Here is an 18,917-nt window from a genome sequence, read left to right on the forward strand (position 1 = left end):
CCGCCACTCCGGCCCAACCCCGCGCCACGCCGGGCCCAGACCGCCGCCCCGGTCAGACGGCGGCCAGCGCCTCGGTCGGCGCGAGGCGGGCGGCGCGCACCGCCGGGTAGAGGCCGGCGACGCCGCCGATGACCACTGTCGCGCCCATCCCGCCGAGCATCGCCCAGGCCGGCACCACTGTCGGCCAGTCCTGCGACAGCGCGTAGCCCGAGGTGACCAGGATGCCCAGCACCACACCACCGATCCCGCCGAGCGCGGAAAGCAGCAACGACTCGGTGAGGAACTGGGCCCGTACCTGACCGCGGGTGGCGCCGAGGGACCGGCGCAGGCCGATCTCGGCTCGGCGTTCCAGCACCGAGATCACCATGGTGTTCGCCACGCCGACCCCACCGACCAGCAGGGCGACCGCGCCGAGGCCCAGCAACAGGCCGGTGAACGCGTCGTCGGTCGCCTCGGCGGCGGCCAGTGCGTCCGAGGGCCGGGACACCTCGACCTCGTTCGGCGCCTCCGGGTTGGTGGTCGCGCCGAGCACCGACCGGACCGCCTCGACCTGTGCCTCCTTTGCCCGGGTGTAGACGGTGGTCGGGTGACCGTCGAAGCCCAGGTATTCGGCCGCCGCAGCCCAGCCGATCAACGCCGACGTGTCCAACTCCGGGGCGAGCGGTGCGGCGGCGAGGGTGCCGACCACTGTGAACGGCCGCCCACCCAGCCACACCTGCACCTGCGGGTCCGCCGAGGTGATCCCGAGCCGCTGCGCCGCGGTGGCACCGAGCACGACCGCCGGGTAGCGGGCGGTCGCCTCGTTGAGCCAGGTGCCGGTGGTCACCTCGGCTCCCACGGTGCCGAGCAGGTCCAGTCGGGCCGCCCGGGTGGCGATGCCACCGGTCTCCGCCGCCGGAATCCGGTCCGAGCGGTACACCTTGGCGTCGGGCACCTGCCCGGTCGCGGACACCTCGGTCACCGGGCCGATCCGCCCGATCATCGCGATCGACTCCTCGGGCAGTTGCGCGTCCGCGCCGAACAGGGTGGTGCCCGGCTCGACGGTGAGCAGGTTGGTGCCGAGCGCGTCGAGCGCCCGGTCCAGCTCGGCCCGGGACGACGAGGAGATGCCGACCACCGCGATCATCGCGGCGATGCCGATCGCGATGCCCAGCGCGGACAGGAACGCCCGCAGCGGACGGGTCCGCAACCCCACCCCACCGACGCGCAGGACGTCCGCCGGCCGCAGTCGGGCCGGGGTCAGCGTCGCCATCAGCCGACCCCGCCCGACGCGAGGGCCGAGTCGTGCCGCACCGCGCCGTCGCGCATCCGCACCTGCCGGGGCAGGCTTCCCGCGATCTCCCGATCATGGGTGATCACCACGACGGTGGTGCCGCCCCGGTGCAGGTCGTGCAGCAACTCCAACACCCCGACACCGGAGTGGGAGTCGAGGTTGCCGGTCGGCTCGTCGGCGAGCAGCACCGCCGGCTCGCCGACCACCGCGCGGGCCACGGCCACCCGCTGCCGTTCCCCGCCGGACAGCTCGTGCGGCCGGTGCCCCAACCGGTGGCCCAGGCCAACCCGGACCAACGCGGCCTCCGCCCGGTCGCGCCGCCTCCGCAGCGGTACGCCGGAGTAGAGCAACCCGTCGGCCACGTTGTCCACCACCGGAACGCCGGGGGCGAGGTGGAACTGCTGGAAGACGAAGCCGATGCGGGTGGCCCGCAACGCGGAGAGCTCCCGGTCGGTCAGCTTCGCCGCGTCGTACCCGTCGATGAGGACGCTGCCCGTCGACGGCCGGTCCAGGGTGCCGATCAGGTGCAGCATGGTCGACTTGCCCGAGCCGGATGGACCGACGATCGCGACCAACTCGCCGTGGCCGATCCGCAGCGACACGTCGTCCAACGCGACGACGCCACCGGCGTACCGCTTGCTGACCCGGTCGAGCTCGATCACCTCGCCGCTCATGTCGGCACCACCACGGTCGTGCCCTCGGTGAGGCCCGTACCGGTGACCTCGACCCGGCCGTCGGCGAACAGGCCGGTGGTCACCGCGAGGACCCGGCTCGCGTCGCCCTCGGCGACCTGGACGCCGTAGCCGCCCTCAGCCAGCGCCAGCAGCGCCGCCACCGGCACGGTGAGCACGTCGCGGCGCTCCGAGACGGTGAACGTGACGTCCGCGCTGGCCTGGTCGAAACCGGTGAGGGCCTTCGGGTCGGTCACCGCGACGGTCACCTCGATCTTCGTCTCGGCGTCGCCGGCCTGCCCGTTGGCGCCGGCCGCGCCGGCCTGGACGACCGTCTCGACAGTGCTGATCGTGCCCGCCACCGCCCCGCCGTCCGGCAGCCGCACTGTGACCTTCGCGTCGCCCTTGGCCAACCGCTGGTCGTCCACGTCCAGCTCGACGGTGACGACCCGGCTGGTGCCGGTGTACGTCAGCACCGCCTGGCCGGGCTGGGTGAGGTCGCCGACGTCGGCCTGGTGGCTCTCCACCCGGACCTCCCGGTCGGCGTACACGATCCGCCCCGGCTCGACCCGACCGGTCGCGGTCAGGCCCAGGTCCTCCTGCCAGTCCCGGACGGCATCCGCGGTGGCGCCGGTGTACTCGTCGTCGACAGTGAAGCCGGTGTAGCCCAGCGCTTCGAGGTTCCGCTCGAACTGCGCGACGTCAGCACCCTCCTGCCCGGGGGCGAGGGTCCGGTACGCGGGCAGCCCGCCATAGAGCAGCACCACCTCCTCGTTGTCGACCAGGTAGAGCGCCTTGCCCCGCCGTACCGTCGACCCGGTGGCCGCCAGCGCGGTGACGGTGCCGCTGAGCTTCGCCGTGGCGGTACGCGTCGTGCCGTACCCCAGCTCACCGTCCGCGGTCTCCGCGTCGGCGAGGGTCTGCCGGGTGACAGTGGCGGTGGCGGGTGGCGCGCTGCCGGCCTGGGCGCGGCCCCCGTCGGTGCTGCCGCCGAAGCCCACCGCGGCGACCACGCCCACGGCGGCGACCAGCAGGACGACGCCGCCGGTGACGGCGGCGCGCAGCCGCGAGCGTCGGATGGCGCCGGTCACCGGCCACCCCCGAACTGCGGCGCGTGCTGCCGGCACTTCTCCAGCGCGGCCTTCATGGCCGGGTCGCCGATGTTGATCGCGTTGCCCCCCGTTCCGATCCGGACCCGCCCGTCGGCGTCCGGGTCCGGGAAGTCCGGCACCCCGTTCTCCCGCATGCACTTGGCCAGCGTGCGCATCTGCTCGGCCTGCTCGGGGTTGAGCTGCGGTCCCTGCCCGCCGTTGGGCAGCTTGTCCTGGCACTTCTCCATGGCCGCCTGGACCTTCTGCTGATCCACGTCCGCGCCGAACCGGAAGCGGGGACGACCGCCCGGCTCCGGGTCGGGCATGTCCACCCCGTTCTCCCGCATGCACCGGGCGAAGGCGAGTTGCCGCTCCGAGTCACTGACCGGCGCGCCGCTCGCCGTGGCCTCGGCCTTCGCCCCACCGGCGGTCGCGACCCCGCCGCCGTCGTCGCCTCCCGCGCCGCACCCGGACAGCGCCAGGGCGAGCAGGACGGGGATCGCAAGCATCTGTCGTCGCATGGTGTCCGCTTCCGCTCAGGTCCGGCGCGGTTCGCCGAACGTGACACCCAGTGCACGGCAGTGGGCGTATCCCCGGCGTTACCGTCGGCGGTTATGCCGGCGTTACCGCACCCCGAGCACCATGGAGGGGTGAGAGTGCTGGTGGTCGAGGACGAGAACGTGCTGGCGGACGCCATCGCCGAGTGGCTGCGTCGGGAGTCGTTCGCTGTCGACGTGGCGTACGACGGGGACGCCGCGTTGGAACGGCTCGGCGTCAACGAGTACGCCGTGGTGGTCCTGGACCGGGACCTTCCGGTGGTGCACGGCGACGACGTGTGCCGGGCGATCGTGGACGCGGGCGGGGAGACCCGGGTGCTGATGTTGACCGCGTCGGCGGCGGTCCGGGAGCGGGTGGCGGGGTTGGCGCTCGGTGCCGACGACTACCTGACCAAGCCGTTCGCCCTGGTCGAGCTGTCGGCTCGGGTGCACGCGCTGACCCGCCGGTCCCGTCCGGCGGCGCCGCCGACGCTGCGTCGCGCCGGCATCCAGCTCGACCCGGCCCGACACGAGGTACGCCGGGACGACCGGCACGTGGCGTTGTCCCGCAAGGAGTTCGCGGTGCTGGCCGAGCTGCTGCGCGCCGACGGCGCTGTGGTCTCCGCCGAGGACCTGCTGGAACGCGCCTGGGACGAGCACATCGACCCGTTCACCAACGTGGTCCGGGTGACAGTCATGAAGCTGCGCCGCAAACTCGGCGACCCGCCGGTGATCGAGACGGTCCCCGGGGCGGGGTACCAGATCCGATGAAACGCCTCACGATCCGCGCCCGGCTCACCCTCATCTACGGGGGGCTCTTCCTGTTGGCCGGCGTGGTCCTGCTCGCCGTCACGTACGTGCTGGTGGATCAGCGGATGGCGCAGCCGTTCGGGGTGAAACTGCGGGACCTGCCGAAGACCTCCCCCACGACGCCCAGCGGGCAGAACGTCGACAACCTGCGCGCCCTGTTGCAGGAGGTGCAGGACGAGGCGAAGCGCAACGCGTTGGAGTCGCTGCTCACCCAGGGCGGTATCGCGTTGATCGTGGTGTCGACGGTGGCGATCGCGTTCGGTTGGTTGCTCGCCGGTCGGGCGTTGCAGCCTCTGCTCCAGATCACCGGCACGGCCCGCCGGATCGCCGGCGCGGACACCGCCGGCCGCGGTCTGCACGAGCGGATCGCGCTCACCGGCCCGCCCGACGAGGTACGCGAACTCGCCGACACCTTCGACGAGATGCTGGAACGGCTGGATCGCTCCTTCGACGGGCAGCGCCGGTTCGTGGCGAACGCCTCGCACGAGCTGCGTACCCCGCTGGCGCTCAACCGCGCCCTGGTGGAGCTGGCGATCACCCGCCCGGACGCCTCGGCGGAGACCCGGCGACTGGGCGAGTCACTGCTGGCGGTGAACGAACGCCACGAGCGGCTGATCGACGGTCTGCTGACCCTTGCCGACTCGGAGAACGAGCTGACCGAGCGTACGCCGGTCGACCTGGCCGAGGTCTGCGCGCACACCACCGATCAGGCCGGGAAGCAGGCACCCGGCGTGCCGGTTCGGCGGGCCCTGGCCCCGGCGCCGACCAGCGGCGACCCGGTGCTGTTGGAGCGGCTCACGTTCAACCTGGTGGAGAACGCGCTGCGCCACAACCTGCCCGCCGACGGTTGGGTGGAGGTGCGCACCGGGCTGGTCGGCGGCCGGCCCACCCTCACGGTGACCAACACCGGCCCGGTCATCCCCGGCTACGACGTCGAGACGATGTTCCAGCCCTTCCGGCGGCTGTCGCGGGAGCGGGTCGTGGGCGCGCGGGGCTTCGGGCTGGGGCTGTCCATCGTCCGCGCGGTGGCCCGGGCCCACGGCGGCACCGCCGATGCGCAGCCCCGCCCGGACGGCGGTCTGATCGTCACGGTCACTCTGCCGCCGGCCTGACCGGCGGCAGGGCTTCAGCGGAAGAACGCGCGCAGGACGGTGGCGGTCTCGGCCTCCAGCACCCCGCCGTAGACCTCCGGACGGTGGTTGAGCCGACGGTCCCGCAGCACGTCCCAGAGCGACCCGGCCGCGCCGGTCTTGGGCTCCCACGCGCCGAACACGACGGTGGAGACCCGGGCCAGCACCAGCGCCCCGGCGCACATGGTGCACGGTTCCAGTGTGACCACCAGGGTGCAGCCGTCCAGCCGCCACCGGCCGGTGCGCTCGGCGCCCCGGCGCAGGGCCAGCACCTCGGCGTGGGCGGTGGGGTCGCCGGTCAGCTCCCGCTCGTTGCGCCCGGTGGCCAGCTCGGTGCCGTCCGGCCCGTAGAGCACCGCCCCCACCGGCACGTCGTCGACGTCGGTGCTGACCGCGTCGTCGACGGGCGGACCGGCGACGGCGACCTCCAGGGCGCGGCGCATCCACAGCTTGTGCCGCTGCCGTCGGCCTACCTCACCCAGGTCGGCCAAACCCTCGTGGGCGCCGGGCCCGGCGCGGCCCACCGCACCGGGGGTCGGCTGGCCCGGCCGGATCGACTCCAGCGACGGATCGGTGGCGTCGGCCGGCTCAGACCTCACGCAGCTCCTCGACCTCGTCGGCGCAGCCGAGCACCTGGCAGATCTCGGCGGTGACGTCCGCCGGCATCATCCCCTCGTGGGTGCAGAGGGTCAGCAGCTTCTGCGCGGAGATGCCCAGGTTGGCCAGCAGGTCGGCGTCACCGACCGGGTCGGCCTCCGGGTCGACGACGGGCTGCTCGCTCTCCTCGTCACCGGTGCTCACCGGGCGTGGCTCGTCGTCACCGTCGAGCCCGGTGACCGAGGTCTTCAGGTCACCGACCAGCAGCGACCCGAGCTGCGACTCCTCGGCGTACGCGGAGTCCGAACCGAACACCCGCAGGTCCTCGCCCTCGTCGAGGCGCAGGATCACCAGATACGCGTCGTCGGCCTCGACGAAGAGCAGCGACACGTCGGCCTCCTGGTCGACGTCACGCAGCCGGTCGGCAACCTCGTCGATGTCGGTGGCGCCACGCAGGCTGACCTCGGCGGCGGTCCAGCCACTGTCGTCGCGCACCACGGCCGCAGCGAAGTACGACACGGTCCCCCCAATAGCCCTCGACACAGCGTCGACTCGTTACGCGTGCACGTTAGCCGGTCGGGTCGGCAGGCGACCCGTCAACGCCCCGAAGGGCGGGTCATTCCTGACAAAGTCGGATCAGCCGACGACGCGACGGCGGGTGGCGATGAGCTGGCGCAGACGCTCAGTGCGCTGCCGCTGCGGTCGGCTGCGCTGGCGGACCGCCCGGGCGCCCGCCAACTCGGCCAGCAATTGCAGGCGACGGCGACTGCGATCGGGATCCTGCCGGGGAGTGGTCCAGGCCATAGTCCCGAGCGTGCCGAGTCTCGGCGGCCACGTCAAGACGGCGTTCGCTACGCAGCCAACCGGGCACACGGTGCAGTCACCGAGCGCCGTTTCGGGGCCCCTCCGTGCCGGTCACCACAGCGGCCAGTCACCACTGGTCGCCCAGCGGACCGCCACCACGGCGGCGGCGATGCTCCAGCCACCCGCTGTGACGATGGCGACCCCGGTGGCCACCCCTCGGTCGCCGTAGCGGACCAGCACCAGGGCGGTGACCCAGGCCAGCAGGCCGGCGATCACCGTCCACCACGCGTAGCTGGCCACATCGGTGCCGAGCAGGCCGAACAGCAGCAGCCAACCGGCGGCCGCGCCGCCACCGGCGGCGACACCACCGCCGGTGACCGGGTGCGGCTCGCGGTAGGTGGGCCGGGTCGGTGGCCCGGAGGGGAAGAGACCCGACGGGGTACGCGGCACCGGGCGGACGGCACCGAAATCCGGGCCAGGGTCGGGCCGGGCAATGGTCACCGTCGCTGCCCTCCCTCACGCGTGCCGCTCGTGCCCACGGTACCGGCTCTGCCAGGATGACCGGATGTCCTCGCCGACGATCAGCCGCCGCGCTCGTCCGGCGTACCCGATCCTGCTGCTGCTCGCCCCGGTGCTGGCCGCCGGCTGCGCGACCACCCGGCCGGGGGTGCCCGACGGCGCCGCGCCGACGCCGCCGGCGGTCTGGGCGACCGCCGACCAGCCGACGTCGCAGCCGCCCACGCCGGCGGCGACCGATCCGAGCTCCCCGGCGCCGTCGTCGGCCAGGCCGTCGGCGACGGCACCCCGCACCGGGCTGAAGCACGTCTTTCCGGTACGCGCCGACGACGTCGACTACCACCCGACGCACGGGGCGTACCCGGCGACGGACCTCTTCGCCGACTGCGGCGAGCCGTTCGTGGCGGTGACCGACGGGACGGTGCTGGAGGTGAGCCGCGTCGACAGGTACCGCAAGGGTGGGTCGCAGGGCCCGGACAACGGCGGCCTGTCGGTCTCCCTGCTCGGCGACGACGGGGTGCGCTACTACGGCTCGCACCTGAGCGTCGTGAGCAGCGGCGTCGACGCCGGGGTGCGGGTCCGCGCCGGGCAGCAGCTCGGCAAGGTGGGCCGCACCGGCAACGCGAACAACGTGTGTCATGTGCACTTCGGCATCTCGCCGTCGTGCGCGGGCAAGGACGGTTGGTGGATCCGGCGCGGGGTGATCTGGCCGGCGCGTTACCTGGACTCCTGGCGGGGTGGTGGCAACCGGGAGCCGGCCGCCGAGGTCACCACGTGGCAACGCCGACACGGCTGCCCGAAGGCTCCCTGACATGGCTCGCGCGAGAGATCCCATCGCCGATCTGCGCCGGATCGCGTTCCTGCTGGAGCGGGCGAACGAGGCCACCTACCGGGTACGCGCGTTCCGGTCGGCTGCGAAGGCGCTGGCCGGCCTGCCTGCGGCCGAGCTGACCGAACGGGCCGGCAACGGCACGCTCACCGAACTGTCCGGGGTGGGTGACGTCACGGCCCGCTGCGTGGCGGAGTCCCTCGCCGGTGAGGAACCGGTCTACCTCCGCCGGCTGGTGGCGACCGAGGGCAGCGACCTGGACGCCGAGGCCACGGCGCTACGCGCCGCCCTGCGCGGCGACTGCCACACCCACTCGGACTGGTCCGACGGCGGCTCGCCGATCGAGGAGATGGCGCTGGCCGCTGTGGAGTTGGGCCACGAGTACCTGGTGCTGACCGACCACTCGCCCCGGCTGACGGTGGCCCGGGGGCTGACCGCGGAGCGGCTGCGCCGGCAGCTCGACCACGTGGCGCAGGTCAACGCGGCGCTGCCCGAGGGTTTCCGGATCCTCACCGGGATCGAAGTGGACATCCTCGCCGACGGATCCCTGGACCAGGACGACGACCTGCTGGCGCGGCTCGACGTGGTGGTCGGGTCGGTGCACAGCGGTCTGAAGGACGAGCGGTCGAAGATGACCCGGCGCATGTTGAAGGCGGTCGCCAACCCGCACCTGGACATCCTCGGTCACGTCACCGGCCGGATGGTGTCGTCCCGCCCGGCCGGAGTGACCGGTCCGGGCGATCGGGGGCACCGGGCGCGTACCCGGGCGGAGAGCGACTTCGACGCGGACGCCGTCTTCGCCGCCTGCGCCGAGCACGACACCGCCCTCGAGATCAACTCTCGGCCGGAGCGGCAGGACCCGCCGAAGCGCCTGATCCGCCGCGCCCTGGAGGCTGGCTGCCGGTTCGCCATCAACACCGACGCGCACGCGCCCGGCCAACTCGACTGGCAACGATTCGGCTGTGAACGCGCCGCCCTGTGCGGCGTCCCCGCCGACCGCGTGATCAACACCTGGTCGGCAGAGCAACTGGTGGCCTGGACGCACAACCGCCCCTGACCAGCCCACGGCGGTGGTCTGTCAGCGGCGGGCGGGTTCGGCGGCGGGTATGGCGGGTGCGCCGACGCCGACGACCGGGCTGCTCCGGCGGCGACCGAACATCCCCTGCGAGACCGCGACCCCGAGCAGCACGATCAGCGCGCCGACCGGCTGGTGCCAGTTGAGTCGTTCGTCGAGCGCCAGAGCGCCGATCAGCACCGCGAAGATCGGAATCAGGTACGTGACGGTGGACGCGGTGCTCGCGCCGGCCACCCGGATGTTGCGCATGTTGATCACGAACGCGAGCCCGGTGCCGAGCGCACCGAGGGTCAGCACACTTGCCACCACCCCCGCCGACAGCTCGGTGGGCAGCGGCGGCAGGCCGGCGACGAAGGGAGCCACGATGGCCAGCTGCGCGGCGGCGAGCAGCAGTTGCGCGGTGGAGAGCGACAGACCCGAGTACGCGCTGCCGGCGACGAACCGCTTCTGGTACGGGATGGCCACGCCGTAGCAGGCCGCAGCACCGAAGCACATGAGCTGCCCGGTGAAGTGCGCCCCGCCGATGCCCTCCCAGACCCCGAGCACCACCAGCACCCCGACGAAGCCCAGCCCGAGCCCGACCGCACGGCGCAGGGTGAGCCGCTCGGTGCGGAAGACCAGCACCGCCAGCGGCAGCACGATCAACGGCGTGGTGGCGTTCCAGATGCCGGCCAGCATCGACTCGACCCGCTGCTCGCCGTAGCCGAACAGGGTGAACGGCACGGCCACGCCGAAGGCGGCGACGACAGTCAGGTGCGCCCAGACCCGGGGCTCGCGGGGCAGCCGGTCGCGCAGCACGGCGAGGACCACCAGCAGGGTCAACGCGCCGGCGACGACCCGGTAGAGGGTGAGTTGGACCGGGTGCAGCTCGGCCACCCCGACCTTGATGAAGAGGAAGCTGGAACCCCAGATCGCGGCGAGGGCGACGAAGCCGGGCAGCCAGGCGCGGACCGGCGCTTTGTCAGGAGTGGTATCGGTGGTCACCCCTGACACTCTGCCGCAACCGTGCGACAAAGTCGCGCGCCTTTCGGCCGTCACGCCGTGCCTGAACCCGCAGCTTCAACACGACAAACGTCGGCGACATGGGGGTGGGATGGTCACGTAGGGTCGCAGCGTGGGACGAATTGATGAACTCGCCAACCGCTATGTGGCCGAGTGGGCGCCGTTGAGCCCCACCGGCGCGACCTTCGTCGGCATCGCCGGCCATGACGACCAGCTCGACGACCTCTCGCCCGACGGCTATGGGGCGCGCGCGGACCTCACCCGGCGGACGCTCGCCGAGCTGGAGGTGACCGAGCCGGAGACCGAATCGGAACGGACCGCCAAGGAGGCCATGCAGGAACGGCTCGGCCTGGACCTCGCCCGGTACGACGCCGGCGAGGTGACCAGCGAGGTCAGCGTGATCGCCAGCGGGCTGCACGAGATCCGCATGGTGTTCGACCTGATGCCGACCGCGACCAGTGACGAGCAGGCCAACATCGCCGCCCGGCTCAACGGCTTCGGCGCCGCGCTGGAGGGCTACAAGACCACGCTGCGTGAGGCGCTCGCCGCCGGTGAGATCAGCTCGAAGGTGCAGCTGGTCGAGGTGGCCAAGCAGTGCGACATCTGGGTCGACCCGACCGGTGACAACTTCTTCCACGGGCTGGTCGAGCGGCTCGGGGCGGAGGGCACGCTCGGCTCGGAGCTGCGTCGGGGCGCGGCGGCGGCGACCGCGGCGACCGCCGAGTTCGGCCAGTTCCTGCGTACCGAGCTGGCCCCGCACGGGCGGGACAAGCAGGCCGCCGGCCGGGAGCGCTACGAGCTCGCCTCGCAGTACTTCCTCGGTGCCAAGATCGACCTGGACGAGACGTACGCCTGGGGCTTCGCGGAGCTGGCCCGCCTGGAGGCGGAGATGCGGGTAGTGGCGGGGCGCATCGCCGGCTCCGGTGCCAGCGTCGACGAGGCCGTGGCCACCCTGGACGCCGACCCGGCCCGGACCATCCGGGGCAAGGAGGCATTCCGGGACTGGATGCAGGCGCTGGCCGACAAGGCGATCACCGAGCTGCACGGCACCCACTTCGACATCCCGGAGCAGGTCCGCCGCATCGAGTGCTGCCTCGCCCCGACCAGCGACGGCGCCATCTACTACACCGGCCCGAGTGAGGACTTCTCCCGCCCGGGTCGGATGTGGTGGGCGGTGCCGCAGGGCATCAGCGACTTCTCCACCTGGCGAGAGGTGACAACGGTCTACCACGAGGGCGTGCCAGGTCACCACCTCCAGGTGGCGCAGACCGCCGTCCGGGCCGACCTGCTCAACCGCTGGCAGCGGCTGCTCTGCTGGGTCTCCGGGCACGGTGAGGGCTGGGCGCTCTACTCGGAGCGGCTGATGGACGAGCTGGGCTACCTGGACGATCCGGGCGACAAGCTGGGCATGCTCGACGGCCAGGCGATGCGCGCGGCACGGGTCATCGTGGACATCGGCATGCACCTGGAGTTGGAGATCCCGAAGGACAATCCCTTCGGCTTCCACCCGGGCGAGCGGTGGACGCCCGAGCTGGGCTGGGAGTTCATGCGGGCACACTGCCGGGTTCCGGACGAGAACCTGCGCTTCGAGCTGAACCGCTACCTGGGCTGGCCGGGGCAGGCGCCGTCGTACAAGGTGGGTGAGCGGATCTGGCTCCAGGCCCGCGAGGACGCCAAGGCCCGCAAGGGCGCCGATTTCGACCTGCGGGAGTTCCACCGGCAGGCGTTGGACCTGGGTGCGCTGGGTCTCGACCCGCTGCGCCGGGCGCTGGCCCGGCTCTGACCGGGCACGGCTGTGCGCGCCGACGGTACGACGAGTCCGTCGCCGCGCGCAGCCACGCCTCGAGCCGGGGCTGCTTGCAACCGAGTGCTCCACCCGAGCGCCGATTCTGTGGCGGTGCGCTCAGCCGAGGGTGAGTGCCAACGCCGGACGGGCGGTCAGCGTGTCGCTGGTGACGAACGCCAGATCGATGGTGGGGTCGGTGAACGTGATCGGGATGGGCGAGGTGATCGGAAGGCCGTCCGGTAGCGGCAGATCCGGAGTCAGCGTGATCTTGATGCCGAGCAGTCGGCCGACGAATCGGGTCGCGTAGAAGGCCACGTCTCCCCGGACGGTCAACTGGTTGGTCGCGTACCGCTGGTTGCGCCCTGCGGGGCCGTCGGCTCGCAACAGGAAGTCTGTGGTCACCGCCTCCCGCATGCTGAACTTCAGCACCTTGAGGTCGCCCTTCACGGTGCGCAGGTCAGTGACCCCCTCGAACCGCAGCCCGGTCATCCGCACCGACGACCCGGTGAGCTTCGACGGCGTCTGGGCCACCGTCGGCAGGGTCGGATCGGCGGCGATCCGCGGTAGCGGCTTGCCCGGCTGCACGGTTCCCGGCTTGTCCGCTGCGCCGGGCTTGCCCGGGGTCGGCTTGCCCGGTGGCTGTGCCGGGCAGTCGGCGGCGCCGGGGCGGGGCGTCGCCGTGCTGGTTGGCCGGCCTGCCGGCGTGCTGGTCGGCGTGGCGGTGGGGCGCACCGAGGGCGCGGGGGCCTCTTGGCCTCCGAGGCCGAGCAGATCGCCGATTCCGTCCAGGATGTCGGTGATCACGTTGCCGCCCTGTGCCGGGCTCGGGGTGGGCGTCGGCGTGGCCGCGCTGCGGCTGGGTGACGGGGTGACGGCCCGGGGCGGCGTGGGGCAGCCCGTCGAGGCCGGTCGGCTCGGCGCGGCCTGCACCGCTCGGGGCTGGCCGGCCAGCCCGACGGCCGCCAGGCCGAGGATCACGAAAGCGATGGCGAAGGCTCGCGGATCAGCGGAACCTCCCGGCCGCTCGGACGGCACATCCTCGTCGGACGCCCGGCCCCCCGGACGATCGACCCGCTCCACGCCAGCCTGCCCGACGCCGCCCTGCCTGGCACCGCCCTGCCTCTCACCGTCCTGGTCGACACCAGCCAGGCCAACATCAGCCAGGCCAACGTCACCCGGGCCATCGCCGTTCTGCTCGATCTCGCCCTGCGGCGGGGTGGGTGGTGCGGGGCGGATCGGGGTCCAGGCGAAGGCGAGCGCGCTGCCGACGATGCCGAGCAGCAGACCGACGAAGAAGCCGCCGAGGTTGAGCCCGATCAGCGAGTACACAGCGGTGACCGCCGCGACGACCGAGTAGAACAGCCGCTGTGCCGGGGTGAACCAGAGCAGCAGGCCACAGGTCACCAGGATGATCGGGATCAGCAGCGAGAGCAGTCCGGTCGCACCGCTGTGGAAGCTGAGACCGTTGAGGGTCATCCGGGTGGAGGCGAACATCTCCAGCCCGGCCAGGACGATGAGCAGTCCGCCCCAGAACGGCCGGCTGCGCTGCCAGCGGCGGAAGAGCCGCCACGCCTGAGCCGGACCACCGGGCCGGGCGTGGGACGGGTTCGCGGTTGTCACGTACTCCTCCTGGCCGAGTGGGGACGGGACCGAGCGGGGTTGGGGCATGGGCCCGGCCCGCGGTGCTGACCACCGCGGGCCTCGGCTCAGCTCAGAAGCACTCCTTGCCCTTGGCGTCGTCACCCACGTTGACCTTGAGTCGGAGGCCGACCAGGTTGAACGTGGCCGCCGTCGTGTAGCGGGACACCTGTTGCAGGTTGGTGATGGTGACGTGGTCGGAGTTCTGGCCGAACGAGCCGGCCTGCGCCGTCGGGTTCAGGTCGGTGGCGTCCCGACCGATCCTGATGTTGGTGAAGGTCGCGTTGCCGTTCAACGAGTCCATCGCGATCAGCAGGTCCTTGGCGCGGGCGGGTTCCTTGCCCTCGCCGGCGTTGATGGTGAGCACCACCGGCAGGCCCGGCAGATCGGCGCGGACGGATTGGCAGAGGCTGTACAGCTCCGCGCTGCTGATCTCGGACAGCGCGATCGGGTGGACCTGGCCGGACTTCCCGTCCTTGCCCTTCTCGCGGACGATGCCGCCGTACTGCTTGAAGCCGTCGCCTTCCAGGCGGTCGGCGCCGATTTTGAACGTCTGCCCGGAGACCGTGATGTCGGACGCGATCGCGCCGGTCGACATTCCGAAGAGGATGGCGCCGGCAGCCGCCGTGGCGGGCACCATCATGGCGGCGAACCGCCACCATCGGGTACGACCCTGACTGTCTAACCGATCCTGCACGGGTTCCTCCTCGGGTCGATGCGCGCGAGTGGCCGGTCCCGAACGGGCGGTCCGCACTGGGAGCCCGCGTTCTGTTACCGGCTGGTAACCATCGGGCTTGATGGTGCACCCGTTGCAGCGCAGGTCACAACCCCCTGATTACCGGGCGGTAGCAGTCGGGCGACCAGGCGGAGGTGGGGCATCACAGAGAGTGAGAACACTCGCCATCGCCACCCTCCTATATGGCCACAAAGCAGGCATATGACGGTAGCGGTATCAGCGCAAGGTGACGCTACATTGACTAATTACAATCGAATAACAAATGTAAAGCACGCAGGTCGTGCGGGTTGCCACACGACCGAGGGGCGGACCGCTAAGCGGTCCACCCCTCAGGTCGTACGTCCGGTCGTACGCGCGTCAGCGCTGCTCCACCTCGCCCGGAGCCGGCCGCTGGGTCGGCACTGTCGGGTCCTCCGACTTCCAGTTGGTCGAAGCCGGCGGGATCTCGTCGGTCAGTGGCCCGCCGACCGGCTGCGGCCTGGGCTGCTCGACGGTGTCCGTGTCGCGCACCGGCTCCTGGTCCACCCGGGTCGGCGTCGGGTCGTCGACCGCCGGCTCGGCGCGGTGCCGGGCCGTCCCACCCTCGGGCCGGGTCACCAGCCACACACCGAAGACGACCGCGATCAGACCGAGGACACCAGCGACGATCGGGCCCCAGAAACTGATCAGGCCGATCTTGAAGCGGTTGTCCTTGACCGTCTCGACACTGCGGCTGACCGTGTCGTCGGTGTAGTTGAAGTCCGCGTCCAACAGCACCGTGGGGGTGCCGGTGTTGGGGCGCAACTCCTTGTGCTGCTGCTCCCGCACGTTCACGTAGGAGCCGGTGACCGGGTCCACCCAGAGCGTACGGATGTTGCTGTAGACGACCTGGCCGCTGGTGGCGCCGGGCGCGAACTTGCCGACCAGCGTCTGGATGCTGCTCTCCGGCGTGGCCAGCACCTCGTTCTCGATCCGCTGCTCGAAGCGGTACGCCTCGATGCCCTTGATCTTCTCGGTGCCGACGAACTTGGCCGGGACAGCCCGCTTCAGGTCACGGTCGAAGACCTGGTAGTCGCGCTTGTCGGTGCCGAACGGGAACTTGTAGATCTGGCCGGTGTACTTCACGTTGCCGACCGGAGTCCCGTCCGCCCCGGTCTCGTTGAGCCACTGGTCCTTCCACGAGGCGGCCGCACCGGAGATCCGGTAGAGAGCGAGTTCGGTGCTGTACTGGCTGACCACGTCCTGGTTGTCGGTGCGCCGGACCGTCTGGTAGACGTCCCAGATCACCGCGTCGCCCTTGAGGTCCCTGGGCAGCCGATCCCTGGTGTCGTCGGGCTGTGGAATGACCTCCACATTGGACACCAGATCGCCCTGCGGAACCTCGATGCTCACCGAGCTCCCGGTTGCCGTGATCTTCAGGAACCTGGCGTTCTTCGCCTCGGCGACGGACGTCGTTGGCTCAAGATCGTAGGGGAGCTTGGTCACGGCGGGGGCCACGTAAAACGGCAGCCCGGCCGCGAAGACCAGCAATAAGACGCCAAGCCCGAAGAGCGCGGCGCCCACGCGAAGCTTCACTCATCCTCCTGTAACCTGCCGCCCTACGACCTGTTGTCCGGGGCACCCGATCCTTAACATGGCGGGAGGTTACTCCCCGGTCACCTTCAAAGCGACCCCCTGGATGTCCAGATGTCCACAGCCGCCGCGCCAACAGTTTCGGAGCCTTCGGTAACTGGCCGACTTCCCGCCCTCGACGCGCTGCGAGCAATCGGCGCGGTGGCGGTCGTCGGTCACCACGTCGGGTTCCAGACCGCCGTCACCATGAACACCACCTGGGGCGGCTGGCTGGCTCGACTGGACGTCGGCGTCGCCATCTTCTTCGTACTGTCCGGGTTTCTGCTGTTTCGGCCGTGGGCGCTCAGCGCTGCGACGGGCCGGGCCCGGCCCCGCGCCAAGCGCTACCTGTGGCGGCGAGCCCTGCGCATCCTGCCCGCCTACTGGTTGGCGGTCGTGGTCTGCCTGATCGTCCTGCCGCAGAACGGGCAGGCGTCCGTCGGCGACTGGATCCGCCACCTCACCTTCACCCAGATCTACCAACCCGGGCAGTTGCGCGCCGGGCTCAGCCAGACCTGGAGTCTCGCCACCGAGGTCGTGTTCTACCTGATCCTGCCGCTGGTCGCCGTGCTCGCCGTCGGCCGGTCCTGGCGTCCTGTCCGAACCATCGTGCTCGTCAGCGGGAGTGCGGTGCTGACCGCTGGGTGGCTCACCCTGATGGGGCTCGGCTGGCTCGACACCGCTCTGCACACCATGTGGCTCCCCTCGTACGCCGCCTGGTTCGGCGCCGGCATGGCACTGGCGGCGGCGCACGTCGCCCTGCGCACCGGGACCGCGCCCGCGGCCTTCCGGGTCCTGGACGACCTGGCGTCGGCGCCGGTCACCTGCTGGGCCGCCGCCGTCGGCCTGATGGCGATCGCGACGACGCCCGTCGCCGGCCCCCGCGACCTCGCCGAGCCGACGGCCGCCGAGTTCGGCGTCAAACTGGCCCTGTACCTCGTGATCGCGGCGCTGATCCTGATCCCGGTGGCCTTCGGCGGGCCGAGCCGGGCCAAGCAGATCTTCGGCAGCTCGTCCGCCCGGTGGCTCGGCGCGGTCTCGTACGGCCTGTTCCTGTGGCACCCCATGGTCATCGAACTCATCTACCTGGTCGACGACCGACCGCTGTTCACCGGCGGGCTGCTCAGCACCTTCGCCCTCACCATGGCCTTCGGCCTGGTGTACGCAGCGGTCAGCTACTACGGCGTCGAGCGGCCCCTGCAACTGCTCGGGTCGCAGGGGCGGCGCCGATCAACCGGGCGTGGGCAGACGTCCGGCACCCCCGTCACCGACGTGGCCGCACCGGCCACCGCACCGCCGACCGTCGCGGCTGGCACTCCGGTGCCCACGGTCGGCGGGTAGCGCCCAGCGCTGGCCCATCGGGGCATTGCCGGCCGGCCTACCAGCCCCTAATGTGACGCGGGTCGCTAAATTACTTGAGAGTAGGGTTCGCGTGGAGCGTCGCTTCGGCATGCCCGGACACGTGTTGTTCCTCAACTGGCGAGACACCCGCAACCCCGAGGGCGGCGGTTCCGAGGTGTACGTCGAGCGGATCGCCGCCGAACTGGTGTCGCGCGGATTCCGCGCCACTCTCTTCTGCGCGGCCCACAGCCAGGCTCCCGCCGACGAGATCAACGAGGCGGGCGTACGGCTGGTACGGCGCGGCGGCCGACACAGCGTCTACCTCTGGGCAGCGCTCTGTTACGTCGCGGGCGCGCTGGGCATCGGCCCGCTGGCAGCCCGCCGCGGCGGCCGGCCCGATGTCCTGGTCGACGTCTGCAACGGGTTGCCGTTCCTCGCCCCGCTGTGGGCACGACGCCCGGTGGTCAAGCTGATCCACCACGTGCACCGCGAGCAGTGGCCGGTGGTGCTTCCACAGTGGGCGGCCCGGTTCGGCTGGTGGATCGAATCGTCGCTCGCCGTACGCCTCTACCAGCGGTGCCGGTACGTCACCGTCTCCGAGGCGACCCGTCGAGAGTTGGCAGTGCTCGGCGTACCGCCGGAGCAGGTCTCCGTGGTGCACAACGGCACCCCGACGCTGCCCCACACCGACGCCGAGCGGGCGACGTTCCCGCTGCTCGTGACGCTGAACCGGCTGGTGCCACACAAGCGGGTGGAGGTGGCGCTGCGGGCCGTCGCGGCCCTCGCCGACGAGCTGCCCCAACTACGTCTGGTCGTCGCCGGCCAGGGCTGGTGGGAGTCGCACCTGCGTGAACTCGCCGCGGAGCTGGACATCACCGAGCGGGTGGACTTCCGGGGCTTCGTGACCGAGGAGGAGAAGGCCGCTCTGCTCGCCTCGGCCTGGGTGGCCCTGACCCCGTCCCTCAAGGAGGGCTGGGGGCTCACGATCGTGGAGGCGGGTTCGGCGGGCACCCCGACTGTGGCGTTCCGGGGAGCGGGCGGAGTCGCCGAAGCGGTCGTCGACGGGCGTACCGGCCTGCTGGCCGACGACATCGACGACTACCTGATGAAGGTGCGCACGCTTCTGCACCGGGATGAGCTGCGGCGGGAGATGGGCGCCCAGGCCCGGGAGCACGCGGCCAGCTTCACCTGGCAGGCTGCTGGTGGGCGCTTCGAGGCGATCCTCAAGGGTGTGGAGTCGCCCCGCCCAGTGCAGCAGCGGGGCGAGCCGTCCTACCTGTCGCCGTAAACCGCGGGGGCGTACGGGTCCTTCTTTCCGGCCCGCTTGGCCGCCTCCGAGACGAGCTTGGCCTCCTTTGCGGCCTCCTCGTCGGTGGCGGTCGCGGCGGCCGAGATCCCGCCGAGAGCCAGGATCCCCAGCAACGCCGCCACCAGGCCAGACACGACCAGGGTCAGAGCTCTACGCATGCCAATCCTCCAATGGCGAGACGTG

At 71.6% G+C, this 18,917-nt stretch carries 20 protein-coding genes; 7 read left to right on the forward strand and 13 right to left on the reverse strand.

What is annotated here, in order from left to right:
* Positions 1-52: 52 nt before the first annotated feature.
* Genes ACQRWP_RS27080 through ACQRWP_RS27095 form a run of 4 tightly spaced genes read right to left on the reverse strand, consistent with a single transcriptional unit; the run spans position 53 to position 3,544 of the window.
* On the reverse strand, positions 53-1,252 hold the full coding sequence (locus tag ACQRWP_RS27080; protein ID WP_430498735.1) for an ABC transporter permease: 1,200 nt from the start codon (positions 1,250-1,252) through the stop codon (positions 53-55).
* On the reverse strand, positions 1,252-1,947 hold the full coding sequence (locus ACQRWP_RS27085) for an ABC transporter ATP-binding protein (RefSeq protein WP_430498737.1): 696 nt from the start codon (positions 1,945-1,947) through the stop codon (positions 1,252-1,254). The genes ACQRWP_RS27080 and ACQRWP_RS27085 overlap by 1 nt, the downstream gene beginning before the upstream one ends.
* Positions 1,944-3,035: a peptidoglycan-binding protein gene (locus ACQRWP_RS27090; RefSeq protein WP_430498739.1), complete on the reverse strand. Its 1,092-nt coding sequence runs from the start codon at positions 3,033-3,035 to the stop codon at positions 1,944-1,946. The genes ACQRWP_RS27085 and ACQRWP_RS27090 overlap by 4 nt, the downstream gene beginning before the upstream one ends.
* Entirely contained in the window at positions 3,032-3,544 is a 513-nt protein-coding gene (locus tag ACQRWP_RS27095) for a hypothetical protein (RefSeq protein WP_430498741.1), read from the reverse strand. The genes ACQRWP_RS27090 and ACQRWP_RS27095 overlap by 4 nt, the downstream gene beginning before the upstream one ends.
* Positions 3,545-3,685: 141 nt before the next feature.
* Here ACQRWP_RS27095 and ACQRWP_RS27100 point away from each other — a divergent pair, with 141 nt between their 5' ends.
* Complete coding sequence (locus tag ACQRWP_RS27100) at positions 3,686-4,342, forward strand: response regulator transcription factor (protein ID WP_181518658.1); 657 nt, start codon at positions 3,686-3,688, stop codon at positions 4,340-4,342.
* On the forward strand, positions 4,339-5,493 hold the full coding sequence (locus tag ACQRWP_RS27105; protein ID WP_430498742.1) for a sensor histidine kinase: 1,155 nt from the start codon (positions 4,339-4,341) through the stop codon (positions 5,491-5,493). The genes ACQRWP_RS27100 and ACQRWP_RS27105 overlap by 4 nt, the downstream gene beginning before the upstream one ends.
* 14 nt (positions 5,494-5,507) lie before the next feature.
* On the opposite strand, the gene ACQRWP_RS27110 is transcribed toward ACQRWP_RS27105, so the two are convergent.
* From ACQRWP_RS27110 to ACQRWP_RS27125, 4 genes are all read right to left on the reverse strand, one after another.
* Positions 5,508-5,954 (reverse strand): nucleoside deaminase, encoded by a 447-nt coding sequence (locus tag ACQRWP_RS27110; protein ID WP_279515566.1) that lies wholly within the window; start codon positions 5,952-5,954, stop codon positions 5,508-5,510.
* A 145-nt stretch (positions 5,955-6,099) separates the two neighbouring features.
* The gene (locus ACQRWP_RS27115; RefSeq protein ID WP_210780732.1) at positions 6,100-6,627 is read right to left on the reverse strand and encodes a tRNA adenosine deaminase-associated protein; all 528 of its coding nucleotides are present in this window, start codon (positions 6,625-6,627) and stop codon (positions 6,100-6,102) included.
* Positions 6,628-6,744: 117 nt separating this feature from the next.
* Positions 6,745-6,912 carry a hypothetical protein gene (locus ACQRWP_RS27120; RefSeq protein WP_167493094.1) on the reverse strand — a complete coding sequence of 56 codons (168 nt, stop codon included), beginning with the start codon at positions 6,910-6,912 and terminating at the stop codon, positions 6,745-6,747.
* A gap of 111 nt (positions 6,913-7,023) precedes the next feature.
* Complete coding sequence (locus tag ACQRWP_RS27125) at positions 7,024-7,413, reverse strand: hypothetical protein (RefSeq protein ID WP_430498744.1); 390 nt, start codon at positions 7,411-7,413, stop codon at positions 7,024-7,026.
* 64 nt (positions 7,414-7,477) lie between these two features.
* On the opposite strand from ACQRWP_RS27125, the gene ACQRWP_RS27130 reads away from it, so the two are divergent.
* Together ACQRWP_RS27130 and ACQRWP_RS27135 are read left to right on the forward strand one after the other, a co-directional pair.
* Positions 7,478-8,239, forward strand: a complete 762-nt coding sequence (locus ACQRWP_RS27130) for a M23 family metallopeptidase (protein ID WP_430498745.1) — start codon at positions 7,478-7,480, stop codon at positions 8,237-8,239.
* A gap of 1 nt (position 8,240) precedes the next feature.
* Positions 8,241-9,314 (forward strand): PHP domain-containing protein, encoded by a 1,074-nt coding sequence (locus ACQRWP_RS27135; protein WP_430498747.1) that lies wholly within the window; start codon positions 8,241-8,243, stop codon positions 9,312-9,314.
* Between the two features lie 21 nt (positions 9,315-9,335).
* Here ACQRWP_RS27135 and ACQRWP_RS27140 read toward each other — a convergent pair whose 3' ends face one another.
* Positions 9,336-10,316, reverse strand: coding sequence for a DMT family transporter (locus ACQRWP_RS27140; protein ID WP_430498749.1), 981 nt, complete (start codon positions 10,314-10,316; stop codon positions 9,336-9,338).
* A 130-nt stretch (positions 10,317-10,446) separates the two neighbouring features.
* On the opposite strand from ACQRWP_RS27140, the gene ACQRWP_RS27145 reads away from it, so the two are divergent.
* Positions 10,447-12,117 (forward strand): DUF885 domain-containing protein, encoded by a 1,671-nt coding sequence (locus ACQRWP_RS27145; RefSeq protein WP_430498750.1) that lies wholly within the window; start codon positions 10,447-10,449, stop codon positions 12,115-12,117.
* A gap of 120 nt (positions 12,118-12,237) precedes the next feature.
* Here ACQRWP_RS27145 and ACQRWP_RS27150 read toward each other — a convergent pair whose 3' ends face one another.
* The 3 genes from ACQRWP_RS27150 to ACQRWP_RS27160 form a co-directional block, all read right to left on the reverse strand.
* Positions 12,238-13,740: a DUF6114 domain-containing protein gene (locus ACQRWP_RS27150; protein WP_430498752.1), complete on the reverse strand. Its 1,503-nt coding sequence runs from the start codon at positions 13,738-13,740 to the stop codon at positions 12,238-12,240.
* Between the two features lie 91 nt (positions 13,741-13,831).
* Positions 13,832-14,455: a DUF6230 family protein gene (locus tag ACQRWP_RS27155; RefSeq protein WP_112700053.1), complete on the reverse strand. Its 624-nt coding sequence runs from the start codon at positions 14,453-14,455 to the stop codon at positions 13,832-13,834.
* A 396-nt stretch (positions 14,456-14,851) separates the two neighbouring features.
* On the reverse strand, positions 14,852-16,048 hold the full coding sequence (locus ACQRWP_RS27160) for a DUF3068 domain-containing protein (RefSeq protein WP_430498755.1): 1,197 nt from the start codon (positions 16,046-16,048) through the stop codon (positions 14,852-14,854).
* A 111-nt stretch (positions 16,049-16,159) separates the two neighbouring features.
* Here ACQRWP_RS27160 and ACQRWP_RS27165 point away from each other — a divergent pair, with 111 nt between their 5' ends.
* Together ACQRWP_RS27165 and ACQRWP_RS27170 are read left to right on the forward strand one after the other, a co-directional pair.
* Positions 16,160-17,425 carry an acyltransferase family protein gene (locus tag ACQRWP_RS27165; RefSeq protein WP_430498757.1) on the forward strand — a complete coding sequence of 422 codons (1,266 nt, stop codon included), beginning with the start codon at positions 16,160-16,162 and terminating at the stop codon, positions 17,423-17,425.
* 109 nt (positions 17,426-17,534) lie between these two features.
* Positions 17,535-18,713 (forward strand): glycosyltransferase family 4 protein, encoded by a 1,179-nt coding sequence (locus ACQRWP_RS27170; RefSeq protein WP_430503301.1) that lies wholly within the window; start codon positions 17,535-17,537, stop codon positions 18,711-18,713.
* Here ACQRWP_RS27170 and ACQRWP_RS27175 read toward each other — a convergent pair.
* Positions 18,698-18,892, reverse strand: a complete 195-nt coding sequence (locus ACQRWP_RS27175) for a hypothetical protein (RefSeq protein ID WP_196920206.1) — start codon at positions 18,890-18,892, stop codon at positions 18,698-18,700. The two genes, ACQRWP_RS27170 and ACQRWP_RS27175, sit on opposite strands and share 16 nt — an antisense overlap.
* Positions 18,893-18,917 lie beyond the last annotated feature (25 nt).

The sequence above is a fragment of the Micromonospora trifolii genome (assembly GCF_050516465.1).
In the GTDB taxonomy this organism is placed as follows: domain Bacteria; phylum Actinomycetota; class Actinomycetes; order Mycobacteriales; family Micromonosporaceae; genus Micromonospora; species Micromonospora trifolii.